The 22,446-nt window shown below is 64.6% G+C and carries 23 protein-coding genes; 20 read left to right on the top strand and 3 right to left on the bottom strand.

From position 1 onward, the window contains the following. The 7 genes from RHODMAR_RS16855 to pdxS form a co-directional block, all read left to right on the top strand. Positions 1–427, top strand: a 427-nt coding sequence (locus RHODMAR_RS16855; protein ID WP_008716707.1) for a His/Gly/Thr/Pro-type tRNA ligase C-terminal domain-containing protein, incomplete at its 5' end; no start/stop codon positions are given. A 1-nt stretch (position 428) separates the two neighbouring features. Further along, complete coding sequence (locus RHODMAR_RS16850; protein WP_008716704.1) at positions 429–971, top strand: HIT family protein; 543 nt, start codon at positions 429–431, stop codon at positions 969–971. 25 nt (positions 972–996) lie between these two features. After that, positions 997–1,680: a phosphatidylinositol phosphate synthase gene (gene pgsA, locus RHODMAR_RS16845; RefSeq protein WP_008716702.1), complete on the top strand. Its 684-nt coding sequence runs from the start codon at positions 997–999 to the stop codon at positions 1,678–1,680. Beyond that, a complete protein-coding gene (locus tag RHODMAR_RS16840; RefSeq protein ID WP_008716700.1) occupies positions 1,677–2,582 on the top strand; it encodes a phosphatidylinositol mannoside acyltransferase in 906 nt (301 codons plus the stop codon). Before pgsA ends, RHODMAR_RS16840 begins: the two co-directional genes overlap by 4 nt. Continuing rightward, on the top strand, positions 2,579–3,703 hold the full coding sequence (locus RHODMAR_RS16835; RefSeq protein ID WP_008716698.1) for a glycosyltransferase family 4 protein: 1,125 nt from the start codon (positions 2,579–2,581) through the stop codon (positions 3,701–3,703). Before RHODMAR_RS16840 ends, RHODMAR_RS16835 begins: the two co-directional genes overlap by 4 nt. After that, the gene (locus tag RHODMAR_RS16830; protein WP_008716696.1) at positions 3,703–4,728 is read left to right on the top strand and encodes an NUDIX hydrolase; all 1,026 of its coding nucleotides are present in this window, start codon (positions 3,703–3,705) and stop codon (positions 4,726–4,728) included. Before RHODMAR_RS16835 ends, RHODMAR_RS16830 begins: the two co-directional genes overlap by 1 nt. A gap of 250 nt (positions 4,729–4,978) precedes the next feature. Further along, complete coding sequence (pdxS, locus tag RHODMAR_RS16825) at positions 4,979–5,854, top strand: pyridoxal 5'-phosphate synthase lyase subunit PdxS (protein WP_042939635.1); 876 nt, start codon at positions 4,979–4,981, stop codon at positions 5,852–5,854. Between the two features lie 7 nt (positions 5,855–5,861). On the opposite strand, the gene RHODMAR_RS16820 is transcribed toward pdxS, so the two are convergent. Continuing rightward, positions 5,862–6,524: a hypothetical protein gene (locus RHODMAR_RS16820; RefSeq protein ID WP_232433689.1), complete on the bottom strand. Its 663-nt coding sequence runs from the start codon at positions 6,522–6,524 to the stop codon at positions 5,862–5,864. 37 nt (positions 6,525–6,561) lie between these two features. Between RHODMAR_RS16820 and RHODMAR_RS16815 the strand changes: the two genes are divergently transcribed. The 12 genes from RHODMAR_RS16815 (at position 6,562) to RHODMAR_RS16760 (ending at position 19,722) form a co-directional block, all read left to right on the top strand. Next, positions 6,562–7,413 carry an acyl-CoA thioesterase gene (locus tag RHODMAR_RS16815; RefSeq protein WP_008716689.1) on the top strand — a complete coding sequence of 284 codons (852 nt, stop codon included), beginning with the start codon at positions 6,562–6,564 and terminating at the stop codon, positions 7,411–7,413. Further along, positions 7,410–8,012, top strand: coding sequence for a pyridoxal 5'-phosphate synthase glutaminase subunit PdxT (pdxT, locus tag RHODMAR_RS16810; RefSeq protein WP_008716688.1), 603 nt, complete (start codon positions 7,410–7,412; stop codon positions 8,010–8,012). The genes RHODMAR_RS16815 and pdxT overlap by 4 nt, the downstream gene beginning before the upstream one ends. An 87-nt stretch (positions 8,013–8,099) precedes the next feature. Then, positions 8,100–8,858, top strand: a complete 759-nt coding sequence (locus RHODMAR_RS16805; RefSeq protein WP_008716684.1) for a YebC/PmpR family DNA-binding transcriptional regulator — start codon at positions 8,100–8,102, stop codon at positions 8,856–8,858. Between the two features lie 98 nt (positions 8,859–8,956). Beyond that, on the top strand, positions 8,957–9,574 hold the full coding sequence (gene ruvC / locus RHODMAR_RS16800) for a crossover junction endodeoxyribonuclease RuvC (protein ID WP_008716682.1): 618 nt from the start codon (positions 8,957–8,959) through the stop codon (positions 9,572–9,574). Beyond that, positions 9,571–10,176: a Holliday junction branch migration protein RuvA gene (ruvA, locus tag RHODMAR_RS16795; RefSeq protein ID WP_008716680.1), complete on the top strand. Its 606-nt coding sequence runs from the start codon at positions 9,571–9,573 to the stop codon at positions 10,174–10,176. The genes ruvC and ruvA overlap by 4 nt, the downstream gene beginning before the upstream one ends. Before the next feature lie 6 nt (positions 10,177–10,182). Next, complete coding sequence (gene ruvB / locus RHODMAR_RS16790) at positions 10,183–11,259, top strand: Holliday junction branch migration DNA helicase RuvB (RefSeq protein ID WP_008716678.1); 1,077 nt, start codon at positions 10,183–10,185, stop codon at positions 11,257–11,259. A gap of 138 nt (positions 11,260–11,397) precedes the next feature. Further along, complete coding sequence (yajC, locus tag RHODMAR_RS16785) at positions 11,398–11,808, top strand: preprotein translocase subunit YajC (RefSeq protein ID WP_008716676.1); 411 nt, start codon at positions 11,398–11,400, stop codon at positions 11,806–11,808. Between the two features lie 161 nt (positions 11,809–11,969). After that, positions 11,970–13,718 carry a protein translocase subunit SecD gene (gene secD / locus RHODMAR_RS16780; RefSeq protein WP_008716673.1) on the top strand — a complete coding sequence of 583 codons (1,749 nt, stop codon included), beginning with the start codon at positions 11,970–11,972 and terminating at the stop codon, positions 13,716–13,718. A gap of 1 nt (position 13,719) precedes the next feature. After that, positions 13,720–14,901 carry a protein translocase subunit SecF gene (secF, locus tag RHODMAR_RS16775; RefSeq protein WP_008716671.1) on the top strand — a complete coding sequence of 394 codons (1,182 nt, stop codon included), beginning with the start codon at positions 13,720–13,722 and terminating at the stop codon, positions 14,899–14,901. Between the two features lie 26 nt (positions 14,902–14,927). Then, positions 14,928–16,634, top strand: coding sequence for an ABC transporter substrate-binding protein (locus RHODMAR_RS16770; RefSeq protein ID WP_008716669.1), 1,707 nt, complete (start codon positions 14,928–14,930; stop codon positions 16,632–16,634). Beyond that, on the top strand, positions 16,631–17,170 hold the full coding sequence (locus RHODMAR_RS16765; protein ID WP_008716666.1) for an adenine phosphoribosyltransferase: 540 nt from the start codon (positions 16,631–16,633) through the stop codon (positions 17,168–17,170). The genes RHODMAR_RS16770 and RHODMAR_RS16765 overlap by 4 nt, the downstream gene beginning before the upstream one ends. 293 nt (positions 17,171–17,463) lie before the next feature. Beyond that, on the top strand, positions 17,464–19,722 hold the full coding sequence (locus RHODMAR_RS16760) for a RelA/SpoT family protein (RefSeq protein ID WP_232433690.1): 2,259 nt from the start codon (positions 17,464–17,466) through the stop codon (positions 19,720–19,722). Positions 19,723–19,806: 84 nt separating this feature from the next. Here RHODMAR_RS16760 and RHODMAR_RS16755 read toward each other — a convergent pair whose 3' ends face one another. Together RHODMAR_RS16755 and RHODMAR_RS16750 are read right to left on the bottom strand one after the other, a co-directional pair. After that, positions 19,807–20,598 carry a peptidylprolyl isomerase gene (locus RHODMAR_RS16755; RefSeq protein ID WP_008716662.1) on the bottom strand — a complete coding sequence of 264 codons (792 nt, stop codon included), beginning with the start codon at positions 20,596–20,598 and terminating at the stop codon, positions 19,807–19,809. After that, positions 20,595–21,458: a peptidylprolyl isomerase gene (locus RHODMAR_RS16750; RefSeq protein WP_008716659.1), complete on the bottom strand. Its 864-nt coding sequence runs from the start codon at positions 21,456–21,458 to the stop codon at positions 20,595–20,597. The genes RHODMAR_RS16755 and RHODMAR_RS16750 overlap by 4 nt, the downstream gene beginning before the upstream one ends. 192 nt (positions 21,459–21,650) lie before the next feature. On the opposite strand from RHODMAR_RS16750, the gene RHODMAR_RS16745 reads away from it, so the two are divergent. Next, positions 21,651–22,343 (top strand): MBL fold metallo-hydrolase, encoded by a 693-nt coding sequence (locus RHODMAR_RS16745; protein WP_008716657.1) that lies wholly within the window; start codon positions 21,651–21,653, stop codon positions 22,341–22,343. The last annotated feature ends 103 nt before the right edge of the window (positions 22,344–22,446 follow it).

The raw sequence follows: 22,446 nt of genomic DNA, 5'->3' as shown, positions 1-22,446 counted from the left end.
CGCACTGTTCGGATCCATCGAGCGATTCTTCGGCGTTCTCACCGAGCATTACGCCGGCGCGTTCCCGGCCTGGCTCGCACCGGTGCAGGTCGTCGGTATCCCGGTCGCCGAGGTGCACCAGGACCACCTGTTCTCGGTGGTGAAGGAATTGAAGAAGCGCGGCGTCAGAGCCGAGGTCGACGCCAGTGACGATCGGATGCAGAAGAAGATCTTCAACCAGACCGCGCAGAAGATCCCCTTCATGCTGCTCGCCGGCGAACGCGACGTCGAAGCCGACGCGGTGAGCTTCCGATTCCGTGACGGCACACAGGTCAACGGGGTTCCGGTCGCTCAGGCAGTAACTCTGATCACCGAGTGGATCTCGCAGCGCAACAACGCATCACCCACCGCCGACCTCGTGCAGACCAGTACCACAGGAGTGAGCTGACATGCCCGAACAGGACGAGTCGATCGTTGCCACCGGTGCTGGTGAGCCCGATCGACTCCAACGACTGTGGACTCCGCACCGGATGTCCTACATCGCCGAAGCCCCGCAAGCCTCGGCCAAGTCCAGTGAGCCGTTCTCCGACATTCCCAAGATGAGCGACGAGGACGGTCTGGTCGTGGCGCGCGGCGAAGCGGTCTACGCGGTACTCAACCTGTACCCGTACAACCCCGGTCACGCGATGATCGTGCCGTACCGCCGCGTCGCGGCACTCGAAGACCTCACCCCTGCCGAGAGCGCCGAGTTGATGGCGTTCACGCAGCAGATGATTCGGGTCATCAAGCGGGTGTCCAGCCCGCACGGGTTCAACGTCGGACTCAACCTCGGCGCAGCTGCGGGCGGTTCGTTGGCCGAGCATCTGCACCAGCACATCGTGCCGCGGTGGGGAGGCGACGCCAACTTCATCACCGTGATCGGCGGCGCGAAGGTCATGCCGCAGTTGCTCCGCGACACTCGGGCCCTGCTCGCGTCGGCCTGGAACGAATGAACCACAGGCGAGAGGAGCACGCGCCGTGCTGAGCATTTTCGGCCGTGCGCCGGTTTCGAAGTTGACTGCGCCGCTCGGGCGCGCCCTCAACAGCACCGGACTGACTCCCGACTCGGTGACGATCATCGGCACCGTGGTCACCGTCACTGCCGCAGTGACGATGTACCCCGCCGGCTACCTGTGGTGGGGTTCGATCGTCATCACCCTGTTCGTGCTCTTCGACATGCTCGACGGCGCCATGGCACGGGCTCGCGGTGGCGGTACCAAGTACGGTGCGGTTCTCGACGCGACGTGCGATCGCGTGGCCGACGGCGCAATCTTCGGTGGCCTGGCCTGGTGGGCGGTGTACTCCGAGGACGACAAGCTTCTGTTGATCGCCACGCTGATCTGCCTGGTCACCTCCCAGGTGATCTCGTATGCCAAGGCACGCGCCGAGGCCAGCGGACTCTCGGCCGACGGTGGGTGGATCGAGCGCCCCGATCGGCTCGTCATCGTCCTCGTCGGAGCCGGGCTCACCGGTTTGGGTCGACACTTCGGTATTCCATGGCTGGACAGCCTGATCTACCCGGCGATGTGGATCCTCGCCGCATTGAGCATCGTGACCGTCTTCCAGCGAGTGCTCGCAGTCCGTGGATCTGCAGGGGCTCGCGACATCATCGCTCCGCCGACGACGACGGCATCCGACGACGGAGATGTGGCTTCGTCGTGAACCTCTCCGAGAGAGCCAGCGACCTCGGATACGCAGCCGGGTGGCGACTGGTGAGGTCGCTCCCCGAGGGGGTGGCACGACAGCTCTTCGATCGTGGTGCCGATATCGCGTCGAGCCGCAACGGTGGCCCGGACCAGTTGCGGCGCAATCTCGCTCGCGTGCTGGCGACCACCCCCGAGAAGGTACCCGACGAGCTGATCAGAGACAGCGTCCGCTCGTATGCGCGCTACTGGCGTGAGGCTTTTCGGCTGCCGTCGATGGATCTCGCCGAACAGGCCGCCGTCATCGACAAGTGCGTGCACGGCCAGGAGCATCTCGAGGCTGCGCTTTCGGCAGGCAAGGGTGCCGTCCTGGCATTGCCGCACAGTGGCAATTGGGACATGGCCGGAATGTGGCTGGTACGTAAGCACGGTGGGCTCTCGACGGTGGCCGAACGGCTGAAGCCCGAATCGCTCTACGAACGATTCGTCGCCTATCGGGAGAGTCTCGGCTTCGAGATCTTCCCACTCAGCGGCGGTGAGCAGCCCCCGCTGCAGGCGCTGAGCGAGCGACTGCACGAGAACAAGGTCGTGTGCCTACTCGGCGAACGAGACCTCGCACGGCATGGAGTGCCGGTGACCTTCTTCGGTGAACCGACCCGGATGCCCGCGGGTGCCGCGAAACTGGCGATCGACACCGGCGCGACGCTACTGCCGGTGCACGGCTATTTCGACGGTGACGGATGGGGCTTCGACATCTCTCCGGCGGTGGATGTCTCGCACGGAATCGATTCCGCCACACAAGCCTTGGCGGATCACTTCGCCGCAGGGATCAGGGCACATCCAGCGGACTGGCACATGCTCCAACCCCTCTGGATGAGCGACTGGTCGGCGCAGCGGCGAGCTCGAATCGAGGGCACGTGAAGATCGGCATGGTGTGCCCGTATTCGTTCGACGTTCCCGGTGGGGTACAGGCTCACGTTCAACAGTTGGCCGAGGTGTTCATCGAACGCGGACACCGCGTCAGTGTCCTGGCCCCGGCCTCGGATGACGTCGAACTGCCGGATTTCGTGGTCTCTGCCGGCGAAGCAACGGCCATTCCCTACAACGGTTCCGTGGCACGCCTGAAGTTCGGACCGATCACCTATTCCAGAATCCGTAAATGGATCTCCGACAACGATTTCGATGTGTTGCACATCCACGAGCCGAATGCGCCGAGTCTGTCGATGCTGGCCCTCAAAGCCGCGGACGGACCGATCGTGGCGACGTTCCACACCTCCACGACGAAATCCCTGGTGCTCAGCACGTTCCAAGGTGTGCTGCGTCCGTATCACGAGAAGATCAGCGGTCGGATCGCAGTCTCGGAGCTTGCTCGACGATGGCAGGTCGAGGCCCTCGGATCCGATGCAGTGGAGATCCCCAACGGCGTCGACGTCCGGGCCTTCGCCGATGCCGCTGTGCTGGTGGGCTATCCGCGTGCCGGTCGCACGGTGCTCTTCCTGGGTCGATTCGACGAGCCACGCAAGGGTATGGCCGTTCTGCTCGGCGCTCTGCCCGCACTGGTCGACGCACATCCTGACATCGAGATCCTCATCGTCGGTCGCGGCGACGAGGACAAGCTGCGCAAGGAAGCCGGGCCGCTCGCGTCCCACCTGACGTTCCTGGGGCAAGTGGACGACGCGACGAAGGCATCGGCGATGCGCAGCGCCGATGTCTACTGCGCACCGAACCTCGGCGGTGAAAGCTTCGGCATCGTGCTCGTCGAGGCGATGGCCGCCGGAACACCGGTCGTGGCAAGCGAACTCGACGCCTTCCGCCGGGTGTTGCGGGACGGCACCTGCGGGCTGTTGGTTCCGATCGACGCTTCCGATGCCCTCGCCGCCGCCATTACCTCGATCCTGTCCGACGACGCCGTCCGAGACCGCTTGGTCGGCGCCGCCTCGGCGGCTGTGTCCGCCTACGATTGGCCCGTCGTCGCCGAGCAGATCCTGCGGGTCTACGAGACCGTTACTCTCGGCGGCCAGAAAGTGCGAGCGTCGAGCTGATGACCCTGTCTGCCGTCACCATTCTGATACTCGGGCTGATCGCCGTACTCATTCTCGTCGTCGGTCTCTGGGCCTACGGAACGGCGAACAGACTCGATCGCTTGCACGTACGCACCGATCTTGCCTGGCAAGCACTCGATGCGGCGCTCGCTCGCCGTGCCGTCGTGGCGCGAGCAGTGTCCGCCGCCACCCGCGAGGCAGTGCCGTCGAGCAGGGAACTTGCCGCGCTTGCGGATCGCGCCGAACGGGCCGACCGGTCGCAGCGAGAGGACGCCGAGAACGCGGTGTCCATGTCGCTCGCCGTGGTGCAACCGAACCAGCTGCCCCCGCAACTGGTAGCCGAACTGGCCGACGCCGAAGCTCGGGTGCTGATTGCACGTCGGTTCCACAACGATGCCGTCCGCGACACCCTGGCATTGCGAGAACGGCGTCCGGTCCGGTGGTTGCATCTGGGCGGCACCGCCGCTTTGCCGTCGTACTTCGAGATCGCCGAGCGCTCGGCCGGAGCGACGTTCGGTAGTGAGAACCGGGCCACCCCACGGACCTCTGCGCGGGTGGTGCTGCTCGACGAGCGGGGCCGAGTCTTGCTGTTGCGCGGGCACGATCCGACGGTTCCCGACACCTTCTTCTGGTTCACGATCGGTGGTGAAGTGGAGAAGGGCGAATCGCTGCGCGATGCGGCCGTGCGAGAAGTACGCGAGGAGACAGGGTTGAACGTGTCGGAGGCCGATCTCCGCGGTCCGTTGTGGCGCCGGGTTGCCACGTTCCCGTTCAACGGAACCCTGATCCGGTCCGAGGAGTTGTTCTTCGCTCACCGAACTCAGGAGTTCGAACCGCAGAGCGACGGTTTCACCGACTTCGAGAGAAGGACCGTGACCGGGCACCAGTGGTGCACGGAATCCGATATTCGCGCGCTCAGTGCAGTCGGCGAGAACGTCTACCCCCAGGACCTCGCAGAGTTGCTCGACGAAGTCAACGTGGCTCTCGCGAGACGCGGCGATCCGGACGTACGCGCCATCCGCTAGTTATCTGGACCTTTCCGAGCAGGCCAGTAATCGTCAATTGGTTATGGGAAACCGGAGTACGAAGGCCTAGTGTTCTGGGCGCGACCTCGCGCCGCGTGCCATCACCAGCGTGGTCACGGCGGCGCAACCTCGCAACAATCAGCCCGGAGCGCTGCGACAGCGTCGAAGAACACAGGAGTTTCGCTTGAGTACCCCACACGCATCCCATTCGCCCGCTGCATCGGCCGAAGGCGGGACCAGCGAGAACGGAATCGGCACCGCACGCGTCAAACGGGGCATGGCCGAGATGCTCAAGGGCGGCGTCATCATGGACGTGGTCACAGCGGATCAGGCCAAGATCGCCGAGGACGCGGGAGCCGTGGCAGTGATGGCTCTCGAGCGTGTCCCCGCCGACATTCGCGCCCAGGGTGGAGTGTCGCGGATGAGCGATCCCGACATGATCGACAGCATCATCTCCTCCGTCAGCATCCCGGTGATGGCCAAGGCGCGCATCGGACACTTCGTCGAAGCGCAGATCCTGCAGAGCTTGGGTGTCGACTACATCGACGAGTCCGAGGTGCTCACCCCGGCCGACTACGCCAACCACATCGACAAATGGAACTTCACTGCTCCTTTCGTCTGTGGTGCCACCAACCTGGGTGAAGCCCTGCGCCGAATCACCGAGGGCGCAGCCATGATTCGCTCCAAAGGCGAGGCCGGAACCGGCGATGTCTCCAACGCGACGACGCACATGCGCAAGATTCGCGACGAAATTCGCCGACTCACCTCTATGCCCGAGGACGAGCTGTACGTGGCGGCGAAGGAGTTGCAGGCCCCGTACGACCTCGTCGTCGAAATCGCTCGCGCCGGCAAGCTGCCCGTCACGCTGTTCACGGCCGGCGGTATCGCCACCCCCGCCGACGCGGCAATGATGATGCAGCTCGGAGCCGAGGGAGTCTTCGTCGGATCGGGAATCTTCAAGTCCGGCAACCCCAAGGAACGTGCCGAGGCGATCGTCAAGGCCACCACGTTCTTCGACGACCCCGATGTGCTCGCGAAGGTCTCGCGCGGCCTCGGCGAGGCGATGGTCGGCATCAACGTCGACGACCTCCCCGTCGGACACCGGCTGGCCGAGCGCGGTTGGTGATTCGCTCCTACTGTCGGCGTTCCAGCGCCGGGCGGCCCGGGTGGTCCCAGCGGACCATGAAATCCGGCCGCTCGGCGGAACCGTTGGAATAGTCCAGGCCGTCGTAGTACGCGAGTAGTGGCGCGCAGGTCCATTCGTCGGCCGGATCAGTTCTCCGACGCAGGGCACCCTCGGACAGGCGCAGCTGCACCGACACATCCACGTCCAATCCCCGCCCGAGCAGCATGGGCCCGGCAACGAGAACGATCTGATTCGGCGCGGCCTCCACGGTGCGAGCCCGAGCGGATCGATCGGTGGCCTCATCCCACAGTCGTGGCAGGAAGTGACCTCGGCCACCGCGTCGCAGCGGTGCAATGACCTCCCGACCGAGGGCTTCGTAGTCGAACCACAATGTGCGATAACTCAATTCGTCGGTGCGCGAGTACTCGAATCGAATAGATGCAGGTCGGACGTAGTCGTGGAGGTCGACGACGTCTGCCGGACGACCGTGCGAGCGCGCGTGTTCGGCTGTGCGCGTGGCAAATTCGACCGGTTGTGCGGCATCGGCACCGTCGACCACGACGATCGTTCGGGCACCGACCGGGCAGGAATCGACGATCTCCTTCATCAGGAGATCGGGAAAGATCGGCATCGGTTGACCCACGCCGACCATCTTGCCTGGTCGATCCATTGTTAGCCTGGGCTCCTCAGAAAGGTAGGCACCAGCCATGGCCAGCATCGAGGACATTCTCGAATTGGAACGGATCGAGAACGACATCTATCGGGGGCGGACCTTCCCGAGTCGGCTACCCCGGACGTTCGGCGGTCAGGTCGCGGGCCAGGCGCTCGTTGCGGCGGTGCGCACGGTAGAACCCGAATTTCGCGTGCACTCGCTGCACGGCTACTTCCTTCGTCCGGGCAACCCCAACGAACCAGCTGTCTTCATGGTCGATCGGATTCGGGACGGCCGGTCGTTCTGCACGCGCAGAGTCACCGGAATCCAGCACGGCAAAGCAATATTCACGATGTCCGCCTCGTTCCACGGTGATGACGACGGTATCTCCCATCAGGACCTCATGCCCGAGGTCGTGGGCCCCGAAAGCCTGCCCGATCCCACCACTCTCGCCGAGTACGACCACTCGTACTACAAGGAATGGTCCGAGTGGGACATCCGCCTCATTCCTGACGACCAGACCGTCAAGCACCCCAGTTTCGCTGCGCAGCAACGTGTCTGGTTCCGCTATCGGGACACCTTGCCCGACGATCAGGTGTTCCACGTGTGCGCGCTCGCCTACATGAGCGACATGACGCTTTTGGGATCGGCAAAAGTGCCGCACCAGGACGCCGTCACGCAGACCGCCTCTCTCGATCACGCGCTGTGGTTCCTTCGGCCGTTCCGAGCGGACGAATGGTTGCTCTACGACCAGACGTCGCCGTCTGCCGATTTCGGGCGAGCTCTGACCCAGGGGCGGATCTTCGACACCTCCGGTCGCATGGTCGCCGCAGTGGTGCAGGAAGGACTCATGCGCTTCGAGCGGAACCCCGAGAGTTCCAACGTCGATCCTTTCGGGCTGAAGTGACCGCTCCGACCATCGGAGTTCTGGCGCTGCAGGGCGATGTTCGCGAGCATCTGGCCGCACTCGAGTCGAGCGGAGCGCACGGCGTCACGGTGCGGCGTCCGGCCGAACTCGCGCAGATCGACGGACTGATCATCCCTGGTGGGGAATCGACGACCATGAGCAACCTGCTCGGAGTGTTCGACCTCCTCGAACCGTTGCGGGCGCAGTTGGCCGAAGGCCTGCCTGCGTACGGGTCCTGCGCCGGCATGATTCTGCTGGCGTCGGAGATCCTGGACACCAGGCCCGATGCCAAGCATCTCGATACCCTCGATATCACCGTGCGGCGCAACGCGTTCGGTCGTCAGGTCGACTCCTTCGAAACCGACCTCGACGTCACCGATATCGAGGGTGGTCCGATTCGTGCGGTGTTCATCCGCGCGCCCTGGGTCGAGCGGGTCGGCGAGCGGGTCGAGGTACTGGCCACCGTCCCGCACGGACCGGCCGCCGGACGTGTGGTGGCCGTTCGGCAGAACTCGGTGCTCGCGACCAGCTTCCACCCCGAGGTCACCGGAGACGATCGCGTGCACCGACTCTTCGTCGACATGGTGCGCCGCCGCTGAAACACGTCGGAGCCGGTCGGTCCCGACTGGGGTAGCGGGCGAGTAAAGTCGACAACACTGATTTCGAGCAGGAAGGGGCCCTATCGCATGAGCGGCCACTCAAAATGGGCCACCACCAAGCACAAGAAGGCGGTGATCGACGCCCGACGTGGCAAATCTTTCGCCAAACTCATCAAGAATATCGAGGTGGCAGCCCGCACCGGTGGCGGTGACCCGGTGGGCAACCCGACGCTCTTCGACGCCATCCAGAAGGCGAAGAAGACCTCGGTTCCGATCGACAACATCGAGCGGGCCCGCAAACGAGGAGCAGGCGAAGAGACCGGTGGCGCCGATTGGCAGACCATCATGTACGAGGGCTACGGCCCCAACGGTGTCGCAATCCTCATCGAATGCCTCACCGACAACCGCAACCGCGCCGCAGGCGAAGTGCGTGTTGCGATGACCCGCAACGGCGGAAACATGGCCGACCCGGGCTCGGTGTCCTACCTGTTCTCGCGCAAAGGCGTGGTGACCCTCGAGAAGAACGGACAGAGCGAGGACGACGTGCTCATGGCCGTCCTCGAAGTCGGTGCCGAGGAAGTCAACGACAACGGTGACACCTTCGAGGTCGTCAGTGAGCCGACCGACCTCGTCGCAGTGCGCACCGCCCTGCAGGAAGCCGGGATCGACTACGACTCGGCCGAGGCGAGCTTCCAGGCCTCGGTCAACGTCCCGGTCGACGCAGACGGCGCGCGCAAGGTGTTCAAGCTCATCGACGCGCTCGAAGACAGTGACGACGTGCAGAACGTGTGGTCCAACGTCGACCTGTCCGACGAGGTCATGGCCGAGCTCGACGAAGAAGACTGACCGCCCTCGATTCAGTCAGACGAGTGTCGTATCCCTGATCCGTCGGGACGCTCCGCTACGCTATCGAACAACAGTTCGTAAGCGGAAGGTGTGGTGGCGTGCGGGTGATGGGTGTCGACCCCGGTCTCACCAGGTGTGGGCTCAGTCTGATCGAGGGTGGTGTGGGCCGAACGGTCGTTGCTCTCGACGTGGACGTGGTGCGCACACCTGCGGACATGGATCTCGCGCAGCGACTGCTGCGAATCTCCGAGGCCGCAGAATATTGGCTCGACACGCACAAACCGTCGGTGGTGGCCATCGAGCGAGTGTTCGCGCAGCACAACGTGCGTACCGCCATGGGGACCGCACAGGCCGGTGGTGTCATCGCTCTGGCGGCTGCCCGGCGCGGCATAGACGTCTGCTTTCACACTCCCAGTGAGGTCAAGGCGGCGGTGACCGGAAACGGTTCGGCCGACAAGGCTCAGGTCACGGCGATGGTCATGCGCATTCTCGGTCTGCAAACCGCTCCGACCCCTGCCGACGCGGCCGACGCACTCGCCCTCGGAATCTGCCATTGCTGGCGGGCTCCCATGATCGCTCGGATGGCGAAGGCGGAAGCCATGGCGGCAGAACAGAAACGCAAGTACGACGCACGTCTGGCCGAGGAGCGCAAAGCTCGCGCGGTCGTTGCACGCAAGATCGAGAAGTTGGCCAAGAAAGAGGCGGGCGCGCGATGATCGCATCGATCAGGGGCTCGGTGGTCGACATTGCGCTCGATCATGCTGTGCTCGAGGCAGCAGGCGTCGGATACCGCGTCAGCGCCACGCCGGCGACACTCGCCACACTGCACCGGGGGAGTGAATCGATCCTGTTGACGACCATGATCGTGCGCGAGGACTCGCAGACGCTGTACGGGTTTCCGGACAAGGAATCTCGCGAGTTGTTCGAGTTGCTCCTGACCGTCTCCGGCGTCGGGCCCCGAATTGCGATGGCGACGCTTGCCGTCCACGAGCCCGACGCACTGCGATCGGCCCTGGCCGACAGTGACATCGGGGCGTTGACCAGAGTTCCCGGTATCGGTAAGCGCGGCGCGGAGCGAATGGTCGTCGAACTCCGTGACAAGGTCGACGCAGTCGTCGGGCGTGCGGGCAGTTCGGTGGTGCCGGGCTCCGGGTCCGGAAACTCCGTGCGGGAGCAGATCGTGGAGGCGTTGATCGGTCTCGGGTTCCCGGCCAAGCAGGCCGAGGAAGCCACCGACGCGGTGCTCGCCCAGCAGCCCGAGGCCACGACGTCGATCGCCTTGAGGTCGGCTCTGGCGTACCTCGGAAAGTCCAGGTAGGCGGGCATGACCGAGGACGACGAGTTCGCCGAGTCACAGGTGGGCGCCGACGCACTGCCCGACGATCTGGACGTCGAGACGAGCTTGCGTCCGAAGAATCTCACAGACTTCATCGGTCAACCCCGGGTGCGCGAGCAGCTTCAGCTGGTGCTGTCCGGGGCAAAGATGCGCGGCGGCACTCCCGATCACATCCTGATGTCCGGGCCGCCGGGGCTCGGTAAGACGAGTATGGCCATGATCATCGCCGCCGAGCTGGGTACGTCGTTGCGTCTCACGTCCGGCCCGGCGCTCGAGCGCGCGGGCGACCTTGCTGCAATGCTCAGCAACCTGGTCGAGGGTGACGTGCTGTTCATCGACGAGATTCATCGCATCGCCCGTCCGGCCGAGGAGATGCTGTACCTGGCGATGGAGGATTTCCGTGTCGACGTCATCGTCGGCAAGGGGCCCGGTGCTACCTCGATTCCGCTGGAGGTCGCACCGTTCACGCTCGTCGGTGCCACCACGAGATCGGGGGCGCTCACCGGGCCGCTGCGTGATCGGTTCGGATTCGTGGCGCACATGGATTTCTACGAGCCGAGCGAACTCGAGCGCATCCTCATGCGATCGGCGGGAATTCTCGGCGTGCCGATCGACCGGGACGGCTGCGCCGAGATCGCCGGGCGTTCACGCGGCACCCCGCGCATCGCGAACCGATTGCTACGGCGAGTTCGCGACTATGCAGATGTGCGCGGTGACGGCACTGTCACTCAGGAGACGGCAAAGGCCGCTCTGGTGGTTTACGACGTCGACAAACTCGGTCTCGACCGACTCGACCGCGCCGTGCTCAGCGCACTCATCCGTAGCTTCGGCGGGGGACCGGTGGGGGTGTCGACGCTGGCCGTCGCCGTCGGCGAGGAACCTGCGACGGTCGAGGAGGTGTGCGAACCGTTCCTGGTCCGAGCAGGCATGATCGCCCGGACCCCGCGAGGACGCGTTGCCACTGCTGCCGCTTGGCAACACCTCGGATTGACCCCGCCGCCGGACCTCGCGGTGGGCGGAATTTCGGTCCGATCCGCGGAGGCTGCGCAGGGATTATTCGAGTGAATCGGGTACAACACGCGCGCGATCGGACCGGACCGGTTCCCGGTGATGGCACACTGGGTAGCTGCGAGGCTCGCACAAGCGACGTCTTGCACGAGACAATGTCTACTTTCGACCCGAACTTCGAGGACTGACCTTCCGATGGATTTGCTGTTTCCGCTGCTGATCGTGGCCCTTCTGGTACCGCTGTTTCTCAATGCGCGTCGACAGAAGAAGGTGCTGGCCAAGACCACGGAGATGCAGGACTCGCTGAAGGTCGGCGACGAGATCGTCACCACGGCCGGCTTGTACGCCCGCGTCGTCCTGGTCGAGGACGACACGATCGATCTCGAGATCGCCGACGGCATCATCACGACGTGGTCGCGTGCAGTGGTGCGCGAGGTGCTGCCCGACGGCACCGAATTCGATGACGCCGAGTTCGAGAACACCACCGAGAACGACATCTCGACCCTCGACTCGAGCGCGAGTGCCGGACCGTCCTTGAACAAGACAGACGTCAGCGGGCCCGACGAGACGATCGAACAGACGTCGAAGCGGCTCGAAAAAGAGTGAGCAGCCGTTGATCCGAACCGCTGTCGGAGACTTCGATCCGACGGCGGTTTCGTCTGCGGTGGCCAGGTGGTGCACAATCGCACCGCTCGCCGCCGACACGTCCAGCCGACAGACCCAGCAGGAACCGAGATTTTCCACCGCCCAGAGGAGAAACACACACCGTGGCACCTTCCAGCGGACCGGTGCGTCCCGCCCGCTATCTCGCCGTTTTCGCGGTGCTGATGGCTGCGGTGTATGCCCTGGTCTTCTTCACCGGAGACAAAGATCCCTCGCCGAAGTTGGGAATCGACCTGCAGGGCGGAACGCGCGTGACTCTCACCGCGCGGACCCCCGATGGCAACGCCCCCACGCAGGACAGCCTCAGGCAGGCACAGCAGATCATCGAGACTCGCGTCAACGGTCTCGGTGTCTCCGGCTCGGAGGTGGTCATCGACGGCGACAATCTCGTCATCACGGTGCCCGGTGACGACAGCTCGCAGGCGCGCACACTCGGCCAGACGGCGCGATTGTTCATCCGACCGGTAGTCGGATCGGTCGCTCCCTCGGCCGGCCAGGGTGCAGGATCGGCGCAGACGGCAGTCGATCCGGCCGCACCTACCGATCCTGCGGCACCCGCAGACCCCGCTGCACCGGCGACACCACAGAGCCGAGTGTTCCCGGCGCAGGACCCGACGACGGTCGATCCGACACCCGCCCCCGCTACGGATGCACCGGCAACCGATGCGCCCGCCGACGATGCGCCCGCCGACGATGCGTCGTTGTCCGACGCGGATCGCGCTGCGCAGGAGATCGCCGACGCGAAGGCTCTTCGACAGAGTGAGGACCCACAGATCCAGCAGCTCGCGATGCAGTCTCTGGACTGCAACGCTGCCGATCCGCTCGCCGGAAACGACGACCCGGCGCTTCCTCTCGTCGCATGCTCCACCGACGGAACGGCCGTCTACCTACTCGGCCCGACGATCATCGACGGGCAGCAGATAGCCGATGCCAGTTCCGGGTTCGACAGTCAGCAGGCCCAGTTCCAGGTGAGCCTGACGTTCGACTCGGAGGGCTCGAACACCTGGGCTCAGTTCACTGCAGCCAATCTGCAGAAGCAGGCCGCGTTCGTGCTGGACTCGAAGGTGATCAGCGCGCCGGTGATCCAGGGCGCGACCCCCGCCGGTAGCGCCACCTCGATCACCGGAAACTTCAACGCCCAGAGCGCGTCGGAGTTGGCCAACACCCTCAAGTACGGCTCGCTGCCGCTGTCCTTCGTGTCTTCCGAGGCCGAGACCGTGTCGGCCACACTGGGATTGGCTTCGCTGGAAGCCGGCCTGATCGCCGGAGCCATCGGACTGGCCCTCGTGCTGGTCTACTGCCTGCTCTACTACCGAGCCCTCGGCTTGCTCACGGCCCTGTCGTTGGTGCTGGCCGGTCTCGTCGTCTACGGAATCATCATCCTGCTGGGCAGATGGATCAGCTTCACGCTCGACCTCGCCGGTATCGCCGGACTCATCATCGGTATCGGTATGACTGCCGACTCGTTCGTGGTGTTCTTCGAGCGCATCAAGGACGAGATCCGCGAGGGACGCAGTTTCCGGTCGGCGGTGCCACGCGGTTGGGCACGTGCCCGCAAGACGATTCTGTCGGGCAACGCCGTCAGCTTCATCGCGGCAGCAGTGCTGTACGTGCTGGCAGTGGGCCAGGTCCGCGGCTTCGCGTTCACCCTCGGGTTGACGACGATCCTGGACATCATCGTCGTGGTGCTGGTGACGTGGCCGTTGGTGTACGTGGCCTCGAAGTCGAAGTTCTGGTCCAAGCCGTCCGTGAACGGTCTCGGTGCCGTTCAGCAGATCGCGCTCGAACGCAAGCGCGCAGCCAACAAGGCGCTCGCCGTCAAGACCGGCGCTACGCCGTCGAAGGAGGCATGACATGTCGGACACGACCACGTCGACCCCATCGCCCCTCGACGACTCGAGTATCGATCAGTCCACGCAGCCCAAGCACAGTTGGCTCTCCAGGCTGTACACCGGCACCGGTGCTTTCGACATCATCGGACGTCGCCGGTTCTACTACATCCTCACCGGCGTCATCGTGTTGATCTGCCTCCTGAGCTTCCTCGTGCGAGGCTTCACCCTCGGAATCGACTTCGAGGGCGGAACCCGTATCGCCTTGCCTGCAGCCGACAACATCTCCACCGAGCAGGTCGAAACCGTCTACAACGATTCTCTCGGTATGCCACCGGTGTCGGTGCAGAACGTCGGCTCCGGTGCGGCCGCAACCGTGCAAATTCGGTCCGAGGCCCTCGATCCCGGCGAGGTGGACAGCCTGCGTCAGGCCTTGTTCGAGGCATTCGCACCGCAGGACAGCAGCGGCACCGCAACACCCAACGCCATCAGCGTGTCCGATGTCAGCGAGACCTGGGGGAGCCAGATCACCCAGAAGGCGCTGATCGCGCTGGCAGTCTTCCTGGTCATCGTCAGTATCTACATCGCCATCCGCTACGAGCGCGACATGGCGCTGGCAGCCCTGGCCGCGCTGGGCTTCGACCTTGTCGTCACCGCGGGCGTCTACTCGCTCGTCGGATTCGAGGTGACTCCGGCGACGGTCATCGGCCTGCTGACGATCCTCGGCTTCTCGTTGTACGACTCGGTGGTGGTGTTCGACAAGGTCGAAGAGAACACGCGGGGCATTCTGAACCTGCACCGCAAGACGTTCGCGGAGCAGGCCAACCTCGCCGTCAATCAAACTCTGATGCGTTCGATCAACACGACCGTGATCGGTGTTCTGCCGGTGATCGCGCTCATGATCATCGCGGTGTGGCTACTCGGGGTCGGCACCCTGAAGGATCTGGCGCTCGTGCAACTCGTGGGCATGATCGTCGGTGCCTACTCGTCCATCTTCTTCGCCACCCCGCTGCTGGTGACGCTCAAGGAGAAGTGGGGGCCGGTCGCCGCGCACACTCGCAAAGTGCACTCCAAGCGTGCCGATGCCGCAGCTCGCGCAGCCGGAATCGCACCTGAGCCGGTGGCCGTCGGAGTGTCCACCACCAAAGCGTCCACTCCGCAGCCGGGGAATCGACCTACCGGAAAGCGGAACAAGAAACGACGGTAGAGACCGATCGGCGACAGGGACGGAGAGTGCACGTGAAACGCAGGTGGAGCGGGGCACTGGTGGCGGCGGGTCTCGCGGCAGTGTCCATCACCGCGTGTTCGCCGCCCGAGGACAAAGTGCCCTCGATCGGCTACTCGTTCGACAACAACGTCGACACCTACAACGCGAGAACCGTCGACGGCGCGGCGTCGGGAGCACGGCAGGCCTTCACTCGGGTCCAGGTGGGCTTCAGCTACCTCGGGCCCGAGGGAGATGCGCTGTCGGACAACGACATCGGAACAACGGCAATCGTTCCCGGTGACACGCTGACCGTGCAGTACACCATCGCCCCAGCGGCGACGTATTCCGACGGTGCGCCGATGGCCTGCGACGATCTGGTGTTGGCCTGGGCCGCGAACAGCGGCCGATTCGCCACCGATCGCCCCATGTTCGACGCTGCCTCGACGGCCGGCTACTCCGACATCGAACGGATCGACTGTGTACCGGGGGCCAAGGAGGCCACGGTGGTGTTCGCTGCGGGCCGCAACTATGACAACTGGCGTGCCCTGTTCGGTGCCACCGACCTGCTGCCAGCCCACGTGGCGGCCCGAGCGGTGGGCGTGGCGAATGTCGTCGATCCCATTCTCGGCGGTGACGACGAGGTCGTGAGCCGTATCGCCGACTTCTGGAACACGGGTTGGACCCTGACGCCGGGTGCGATCGACACCTCGCTGCTGCCCTCGGCCGGACCGTATCGGGTCGAGTCGTACACCGTCGAGGACGGTCTGGTCCTCGTCGCGAACGATGCCTGGTGGGGAATTCCACCCGAGACCGAACAGGTCGTCGTCTGGCCCAAGGGCACCGATGCGGCGGCAAAAGTGGCGGACGGTTCGCTGGACGTGATCGACCAGGGTGCCGGTGCCCTCGATGCCGTCGGTGCGACCGAGGGGTTCGCCACCACCTCGCAGCCGTCGCGAGGCGTCGAGCAGTTGACCTTCGCAACGCAGGGTGTGCTGGCCGAGGCGAGCGCACGACGAGCTGTGGCGGCGTGCATCCCGAGATCTGATCTGTTCGACACGCTGGGTCACCCCGGGTTCGAGGTGGCAGCGGCCGGGCTGGGCGCAGGCGTCGTCGACTCGCGACTGGTTCAGCCCGGCACTCTCGAATATCCGTCGGTAGCAACGGTGGTCGGCGATCGATATCAGCGCTCGAACCTCGACCAGGCCGGCAAGGAACTCGTCGGTGCAGACGAGAGTGACCTGACCGTTCGCGTCGGCTACCTGGGACCGGACGCACGACGCGCCGAGGAGGTCCGTCGTATGGCGGCCGATTGCGCCGCCGCAGGAATCACCGTGCAGGATGCCAGCTCGCCGGAGTTCACGCCGTCCGCCCTACGCTCGGGTGCAGTCGACGCCGTGCTCGGCAACAGTGGTTCCCTACCCGGGCCATCCGGTTCGGCGTCCGGGGTCGTCGCACGGTATTCGCTGCGAACGGGAACGGGTCTGAACGTCGGCGGCTACAGCAACGCCCGAATCGACTCCATCATCGATCAGTTGGCGGTGACCGAGGATCCGGAGCGGGTTCTGGCCTTGGCGACCGAGGGCGAGAAAATTCTGTGGAACGACATGCCGTCGCTACCTCTGTACAACGAGCCGCGGACCACTGTCGTCAGTGACGGCATGCAGGACGTGGTGCCCAACCCGACGGCCGCAGGTGCCGGATGGAACATGGATCGGTGGGTTCTTCTTCGATGAACGAGACAGATGATCGGGCGAGCGCAGCTGCTGCCGTCACTCGACTGACGCGGTGGGTGGACGACTTTCCGGTTCCCGGTGTGCGTTTCGGTGATCTGACGCCGGTGTTCGCCGACGGCCCTGCGTTGCGCAGCGTCGTGTCGGAATTGGCGCAAGGCTTCGAGAACGTCGATCTGGTGGCGGGGATCGATGCACGAGGATTTCTGTTGGGGGCGGGGGTGGCCCTCGAACTGGGCTGCGGTGTGCTGGCCGTCCGCAAGGCCGGAAAGCTGCCGCCTCCGGTGCATTCACGAGCCTACGATCTGGAATACGGCACAGCCGAGCTCCAGATCCCGACGGCGATCGACGTGGCCGGACGACGGGTGCTGATAGTCGACGACGTGCTGGCAACGGGCGGCACCGTAGATGCAACGGCTCGGTTGTTGTCCGATCAGGGCGCGGTGATAGTGGGTGCCGCGGTCGTTCTCGAGATCACTGCCCTGGGTGGCCGCGAGCGGTGCAGTGGTTACCCGCTCGGCTGCCTGGTTCCAGTATGAGGACTAAAGTCTGTAGGTAGTGCGTTCACCGGATGCGTCCGGCGACAGTGTGGAACGTGTGGCAGGAGGTGATGAGAGTGACCCGTTACATCGATCAGCCCTTGCCTGATGGGCCTGCCGTCCCCGGGCGTCCCGACGTCCCGGAGCGGCCCGACACGGCCGTGTCGGATTCCGAGGCTGTGGCGACGGAGGGGGCCGCCTCCGAAGATATTCGTTCTTCCGCCGAACCTGCGACTACTCAGGATGCTGCGCAAAACGACGCGCAGGCTTCGTCCGGCACACGTAGTTCGGCAGTGGGGCCGACGTCGGCGTCGAGACGGGTTCGAGCCCGTCTGGCACGCCGCATCACGGCCGGACGTAGCGCGGCGGTCAAGCCGGTGCTCGAACCTCTCGTCAGCCTGCATCGCGAGCTCTACCCCAAAGCAGATCTGGCGCTGTTGCAGAGAGCCTATGACGTCGCGGACGAGCTACATGCGTCCCAGATGCGCAAGTCCGGCGATCCCTACATCACGCATCCGCTGGCCGTGGCGAACATCCTTGCCGAACTGGGAATGGACACCACCACTCTGGTTGCGGCGCTGCTACACGACACCGTCGAGGACACCGGCTACTCGCTCGCCAAGTTGACCGAGGAGTTCGGCGACGAGGTGTCCCATCTGGTGGATGGAGTGACCAAGCTCGACAAGGTGGTGCTCGGGACTGCGGCCGAGGGCGAAACCATCCGCAAGATGATCATCGCGATGGCGCGAGACCCACGGGTGCTGGTCATCAAGGTGGCAGACCGGCTGCACAATATGCGCACCATGCGTTTCCTGCCTCCGGAGAAGCAGGCGCGCAAGGCCAAGGAAACACTGGAAGTCATTGCGCCGCTTGCTCATCGGCTCGGAATGGCGACGGTCAAATGGGAGCTGGAGGACTTGGCGTTTGCCATTCTTCACCCCAAGAAATACGACGAGATCGTCCGCCTCGTCGCAGACCGAGCACCATCACGCGATACCTACCTCGAGAAGGTTCGGGCCGAGATCAACGCGACATTGTCCGCGTCGAGGATCAGCGCCGTGGTCGAGGGGCGGCCGAAGCACTACTGGTCGATCTATCAGAAGATGATCGTGAAGGGTCGCGATTTCGACGACATTCACGACCTGGTGGGCGTTCGTATTCTGTGCGACGAGATCCGCGACTGCTACGCCGCGGTGGGCGTCGTACATTCCTTGTGGCAGCCGATGGCCGGTCGCTTCAAGGACTACATCGCTCAGCCGCGCTACGGGGTGTATCAGTCCCTGCACACGACGGTGATCGGCCCCGAGGGAAAACCCCTCGAGGTGCAGATCCGCACGCGAGACATGCATCGGACGGCAGAGTTCGGAATCGCTGCGCACTGGCGGTACAAGGAGACCAAGGGCAGACACTCGCAGGACAACACCGAGGTAGACGACATGGCGTGGATGCGCCAGCTTCTCGATTGGCAGCGGGAAGCCGCCGATCCGGGTGAGTTCCTCGAGTCGCTGCGCTACGACCTCGCGGTCAAGGAGATATTCGTCTTCACCCCCAAGGGAGACGTCGTCACTCTCCCTGCCGGCTCGTGTCCGGTCGACTTCGCCTATGCAGTGCACACCGAGGTCGGGCATCGCTGCATCGGCGCGCGAGTCAACGGTCGGCTGGTCGCGCTCGAACGCACTCTCGACAACGGTGAAGTGGTCGAGGTGTTCACGTCCAAGGCCGTCACTGCCGGTCCGAGTCGGGACTGGCAGGGATTCGTGGCGTCGCCACGAGCGAAGACCAAGATTCGACAGTGGTTCGCGAAGGAACGTCGAGAAGAGGCGCTGGAAGCGGGGAAGGACGCCATTGCGAAGGAGGTACGCCGAGGCGGACTTCCGTTGCAGCGGTTGATGAATGCCGAATCCATGTCTGGGATCGCGCACGAGCTACGGTACGTCGATGTCTCCGCGCTCTATACCGCGGTCGGCGAGAATCATGTGTCCGCGCAGCACGTGGTGCAGCGGCTGGTGGCTCATCTCGGCGGTGTCGGCGATGTCGAGGAGGAACTCGCCGAGCGGTCTACTCCGTCGACTATTCCGACGCGTCCTCGCCAGGTCGGCGATGCCGGCGTTCTGGTCACCGGTGCCGAAGGCATCGTCGCGAAACTGGCCAAGTGCTGTACCCCGGTGCCGGGAGACGAGATCCTCGGGTTCGTCACCCGCGGCGGTTCGGTGAGCGTGCACCGTACGGACTGCACCAACGCGCGTTCGCTCGAGGATCAGTCCGAGCGGTTCATCGAGGTGCAGTGGGCACCGTCGGCATCGTCGGTGTTCCTGGTCGCCATCCAGATCGAGGCACTCGACCGGCACCGACTGCTTTCCGATGTCACCAAATCGCTGGCCGACGAGAAGGTCAACATCCTCTCGGCGTCCGTCGCGACATCGGGAGACAGGGTTGCGATCAGCAAGTTCACGTTCGAGATGGGTGATCCGAAGCATCTCGGTCACGTATTGAACGTCGTCCGCAACGTAGAAGGCGTGTACGACGTCTACCGGCTCACGTCGGCAGGCTGAGCGAAGGCCCGACAACACGAGAGGGTGAGCAGATACTCTGCTCACCCTCTCGTGTTCCGAAACGACTCGGACCAGTGCAGCGACTCAGGCTGCGGATTGCACGATCACCGCATTTGCGGGCGCGCCGTCCTCGGAACCACCGGTGACTCCACCTGCGGCGATGGCATCGAGGGTCTGCAAGCCGCTCTCGGAGATGGTGCCGAACACGGTGTACTGCGGTGGCAGCACCGAATCGGCGTACACCAGGAAGAACTGGCTGCCGTTGGTGTCCGGTCCCGCATTCGCCATTGCCAGCGTCCCGCGGGGGTAGACGACCGGATTCTGGGCTTGCTCTGGATTGTCCACGTACGCCGTCGTGGGGTATTCGTTGGCGAAGCTGTATCCCGGTCCGCCTCGACCGGATCCGGAAGGATCACCGCACTGCAGCACCTCCAGCCCCGGTGATGTCGTCAGGCGATGGCAGGGAGAACCGTCGAAGTATCCCTGGTCCACCAGGCTGACGACACTGTTGACGGTGCACGGTGCCTGCGTCCGATCGAGAGTGATGTCGATCGGTCCCGCAGTGGTGGACAGTGTCACGTCCACGGTTCCGAACACGTCCACGTTGTCGGTAGGAGGCGGGTTCACTTCCTTCGCGGCCGGTGACTCCGCTGGATACGCGCAGGAGACGACATCGGTCGTCGGCAGCGGTACAGGCGGCAGCACTCCGAAACGGGACAGATCCAATGCCGGACGCTGTGTCGTCGTCGGAGTCGCCGTCGACGACGCCGTCGATGTGGTGGCCGGTACGGCGTCGGGTTCGGTCGAACTGGAACATCCTGCCAACATCATCGCGGCGGCCGACACCGTGATGGCGAGTGGGAAGAGGCGCTTCACAGATCGCTCACTATGTTCGTGACGTCGACCGGGTCGGCCGGCGCGCCGTCGGATGCGCCGCCCTGCACTCCCTTGGCTGCGATGGCGTCGAGGGTGGCCAGACCGGTGTCGTCGATGGTGCCGAATGCGGTGTAGGCGGGTGGCAGTTCCGAATCGCCGTAGACGAGGAAGAACTGGCTTCCATTGGTTCCCGGGCCGGCGTTGGCCATGGCCAACGTTCCGCGCGGGTACGAGATCGGGGTCTGCGCAGCGGGGTCGCCCTCGGCGAACGTGTCGGTGGGGAACTCGTCGGCGAACTGGTAGCCCGGTCCACCCTGTCCGGTGCCCGTAGGATCGCCGCACTGCAGTACCTGCAGGCCGGGGCCGGTGGTGAGTCGATGACAGGTGGTGCCGTCGAAGTAGCCCTGGTTGGCGAGCGAGACGAAACTGTTCACCGTGCACGGCGATTCGGGGTTGTTCAGCGTCAACCCGATGTTGCCGGCTGTCGTCTCCATGCTGTAGCTCAGCGGTTCGTCACTGGTGGGCACATTGTCGGTGCGCGGGGGAGTGTTTTCCTTGGCTGCGGGCTGCGCCGAGGCCGGGTACGAGCAGTTCACCGTCTCGGGCAGCGGATCGGTGCGGCCGGACGCGATGAGGGAGTCGGCGGGCGCCGACGTCGTCGATTCCTGAGCGGTGCTCGCATCGTCGTCACCGCGGGTCACCACGTACAGGACCGAGACGACGGCCACGACCGCGACGACACCGAGGACGGAACCCGCGATCGTCAATTGCTTACGACGCCGTGCTCGCTCTGCGCGGCGTACGAGTTGGCGTTCGAGCTTTCGTTTGGCAGCCTCGCGCCGTTGCTCGTTGCTGGGCAATTCGTGTTCCTCCCGCTTGTCCGAAAATCGACCTCGCCCGCTCGGTGCACGGACCGATCATGTGTCGTTCGGCCGAGAATCGGCCAACGCGAGTTTGCCATTACCGCCTGAGAGCATGCTGGGGGGACCTGATCGGAACGGTCCCACTAAGCTTGCTCGGTACTTCGGCCTCAGCCTTTAGGAGCGATTGGTTTGCTCGTCACCGGATTTCCCGCAGGAATGTTTCAGACGAACTGTTACATCCTCGCCCAGGACGACGCGTCCGAGTGCGTGATCGTAGATCCCGGCCAGGACGCCGCGGATCCGCTGATCGATTTTCTGACGCGGTCCGCTCTCACCCCCACTGCAGTACTGCTCACGCACGGCCATCTCGACCACACGTGGTCGGTGGAGCCGATCTGCGAAAAGTACGGCATCGCGGCATACATCGCACCCGAGGATCGGTACATGCTCTCGGATCCGGTCAAGGGGACGGGTCCGGCGTTGGCCGCGGTACTGGGGGATACCGAGTTCCGCGAACCGGCTGAGGTGATCGAACTCACGGACAATCAGCAGCTCGAGCTCGCGGGGATCGAATTCACGGTGGTGTACACACCCGGACACACCCAGGGCTCAGTGGTGTTTCTCACCCGGGCAGACGGTCCGGACCGCGCGGTGCCGTTGGCGCTGACCGGTGACACTCTGTTCGCGGGATCGATCGGACGATCGGATCTGCCCGGGGGTGACCACGACCAACTCCTACGGTCCATCGCGTCCCGGTTGCTGCCGCTCGGCGACGACACCGTGGTACTGCCCGGCCACGGCGGTCAGAGTTCGATCGGCCAGGAACGCGGGTCCAACCCGTTCCTCGTTGGACTCACCGCCCCCGAGCAAGGGAAGCTGTGAGCGTGAGCAAGCCGACCACCTTTTCTGCGCCCAAGGGCATCCCCGATTACTTTCCGCCCGACTCTGCCGAGTTCGTCGCCGTTCGTGAAGGGCTGCTCGATGC

Source organism: Rhodococcus sp. AW25M09, assembly GCF_000333955.1.
In the GTDB taxonomy this organism is placed as follows: domain Bacteria; phylum Actinomycetota; class Actinomycetes; order Mycobacteriales; family Mycobacteriaceae; genus Rhodococcoides.
This window is presented reverse-complemented; position numbering and strand designations above follow the sequence as displayed.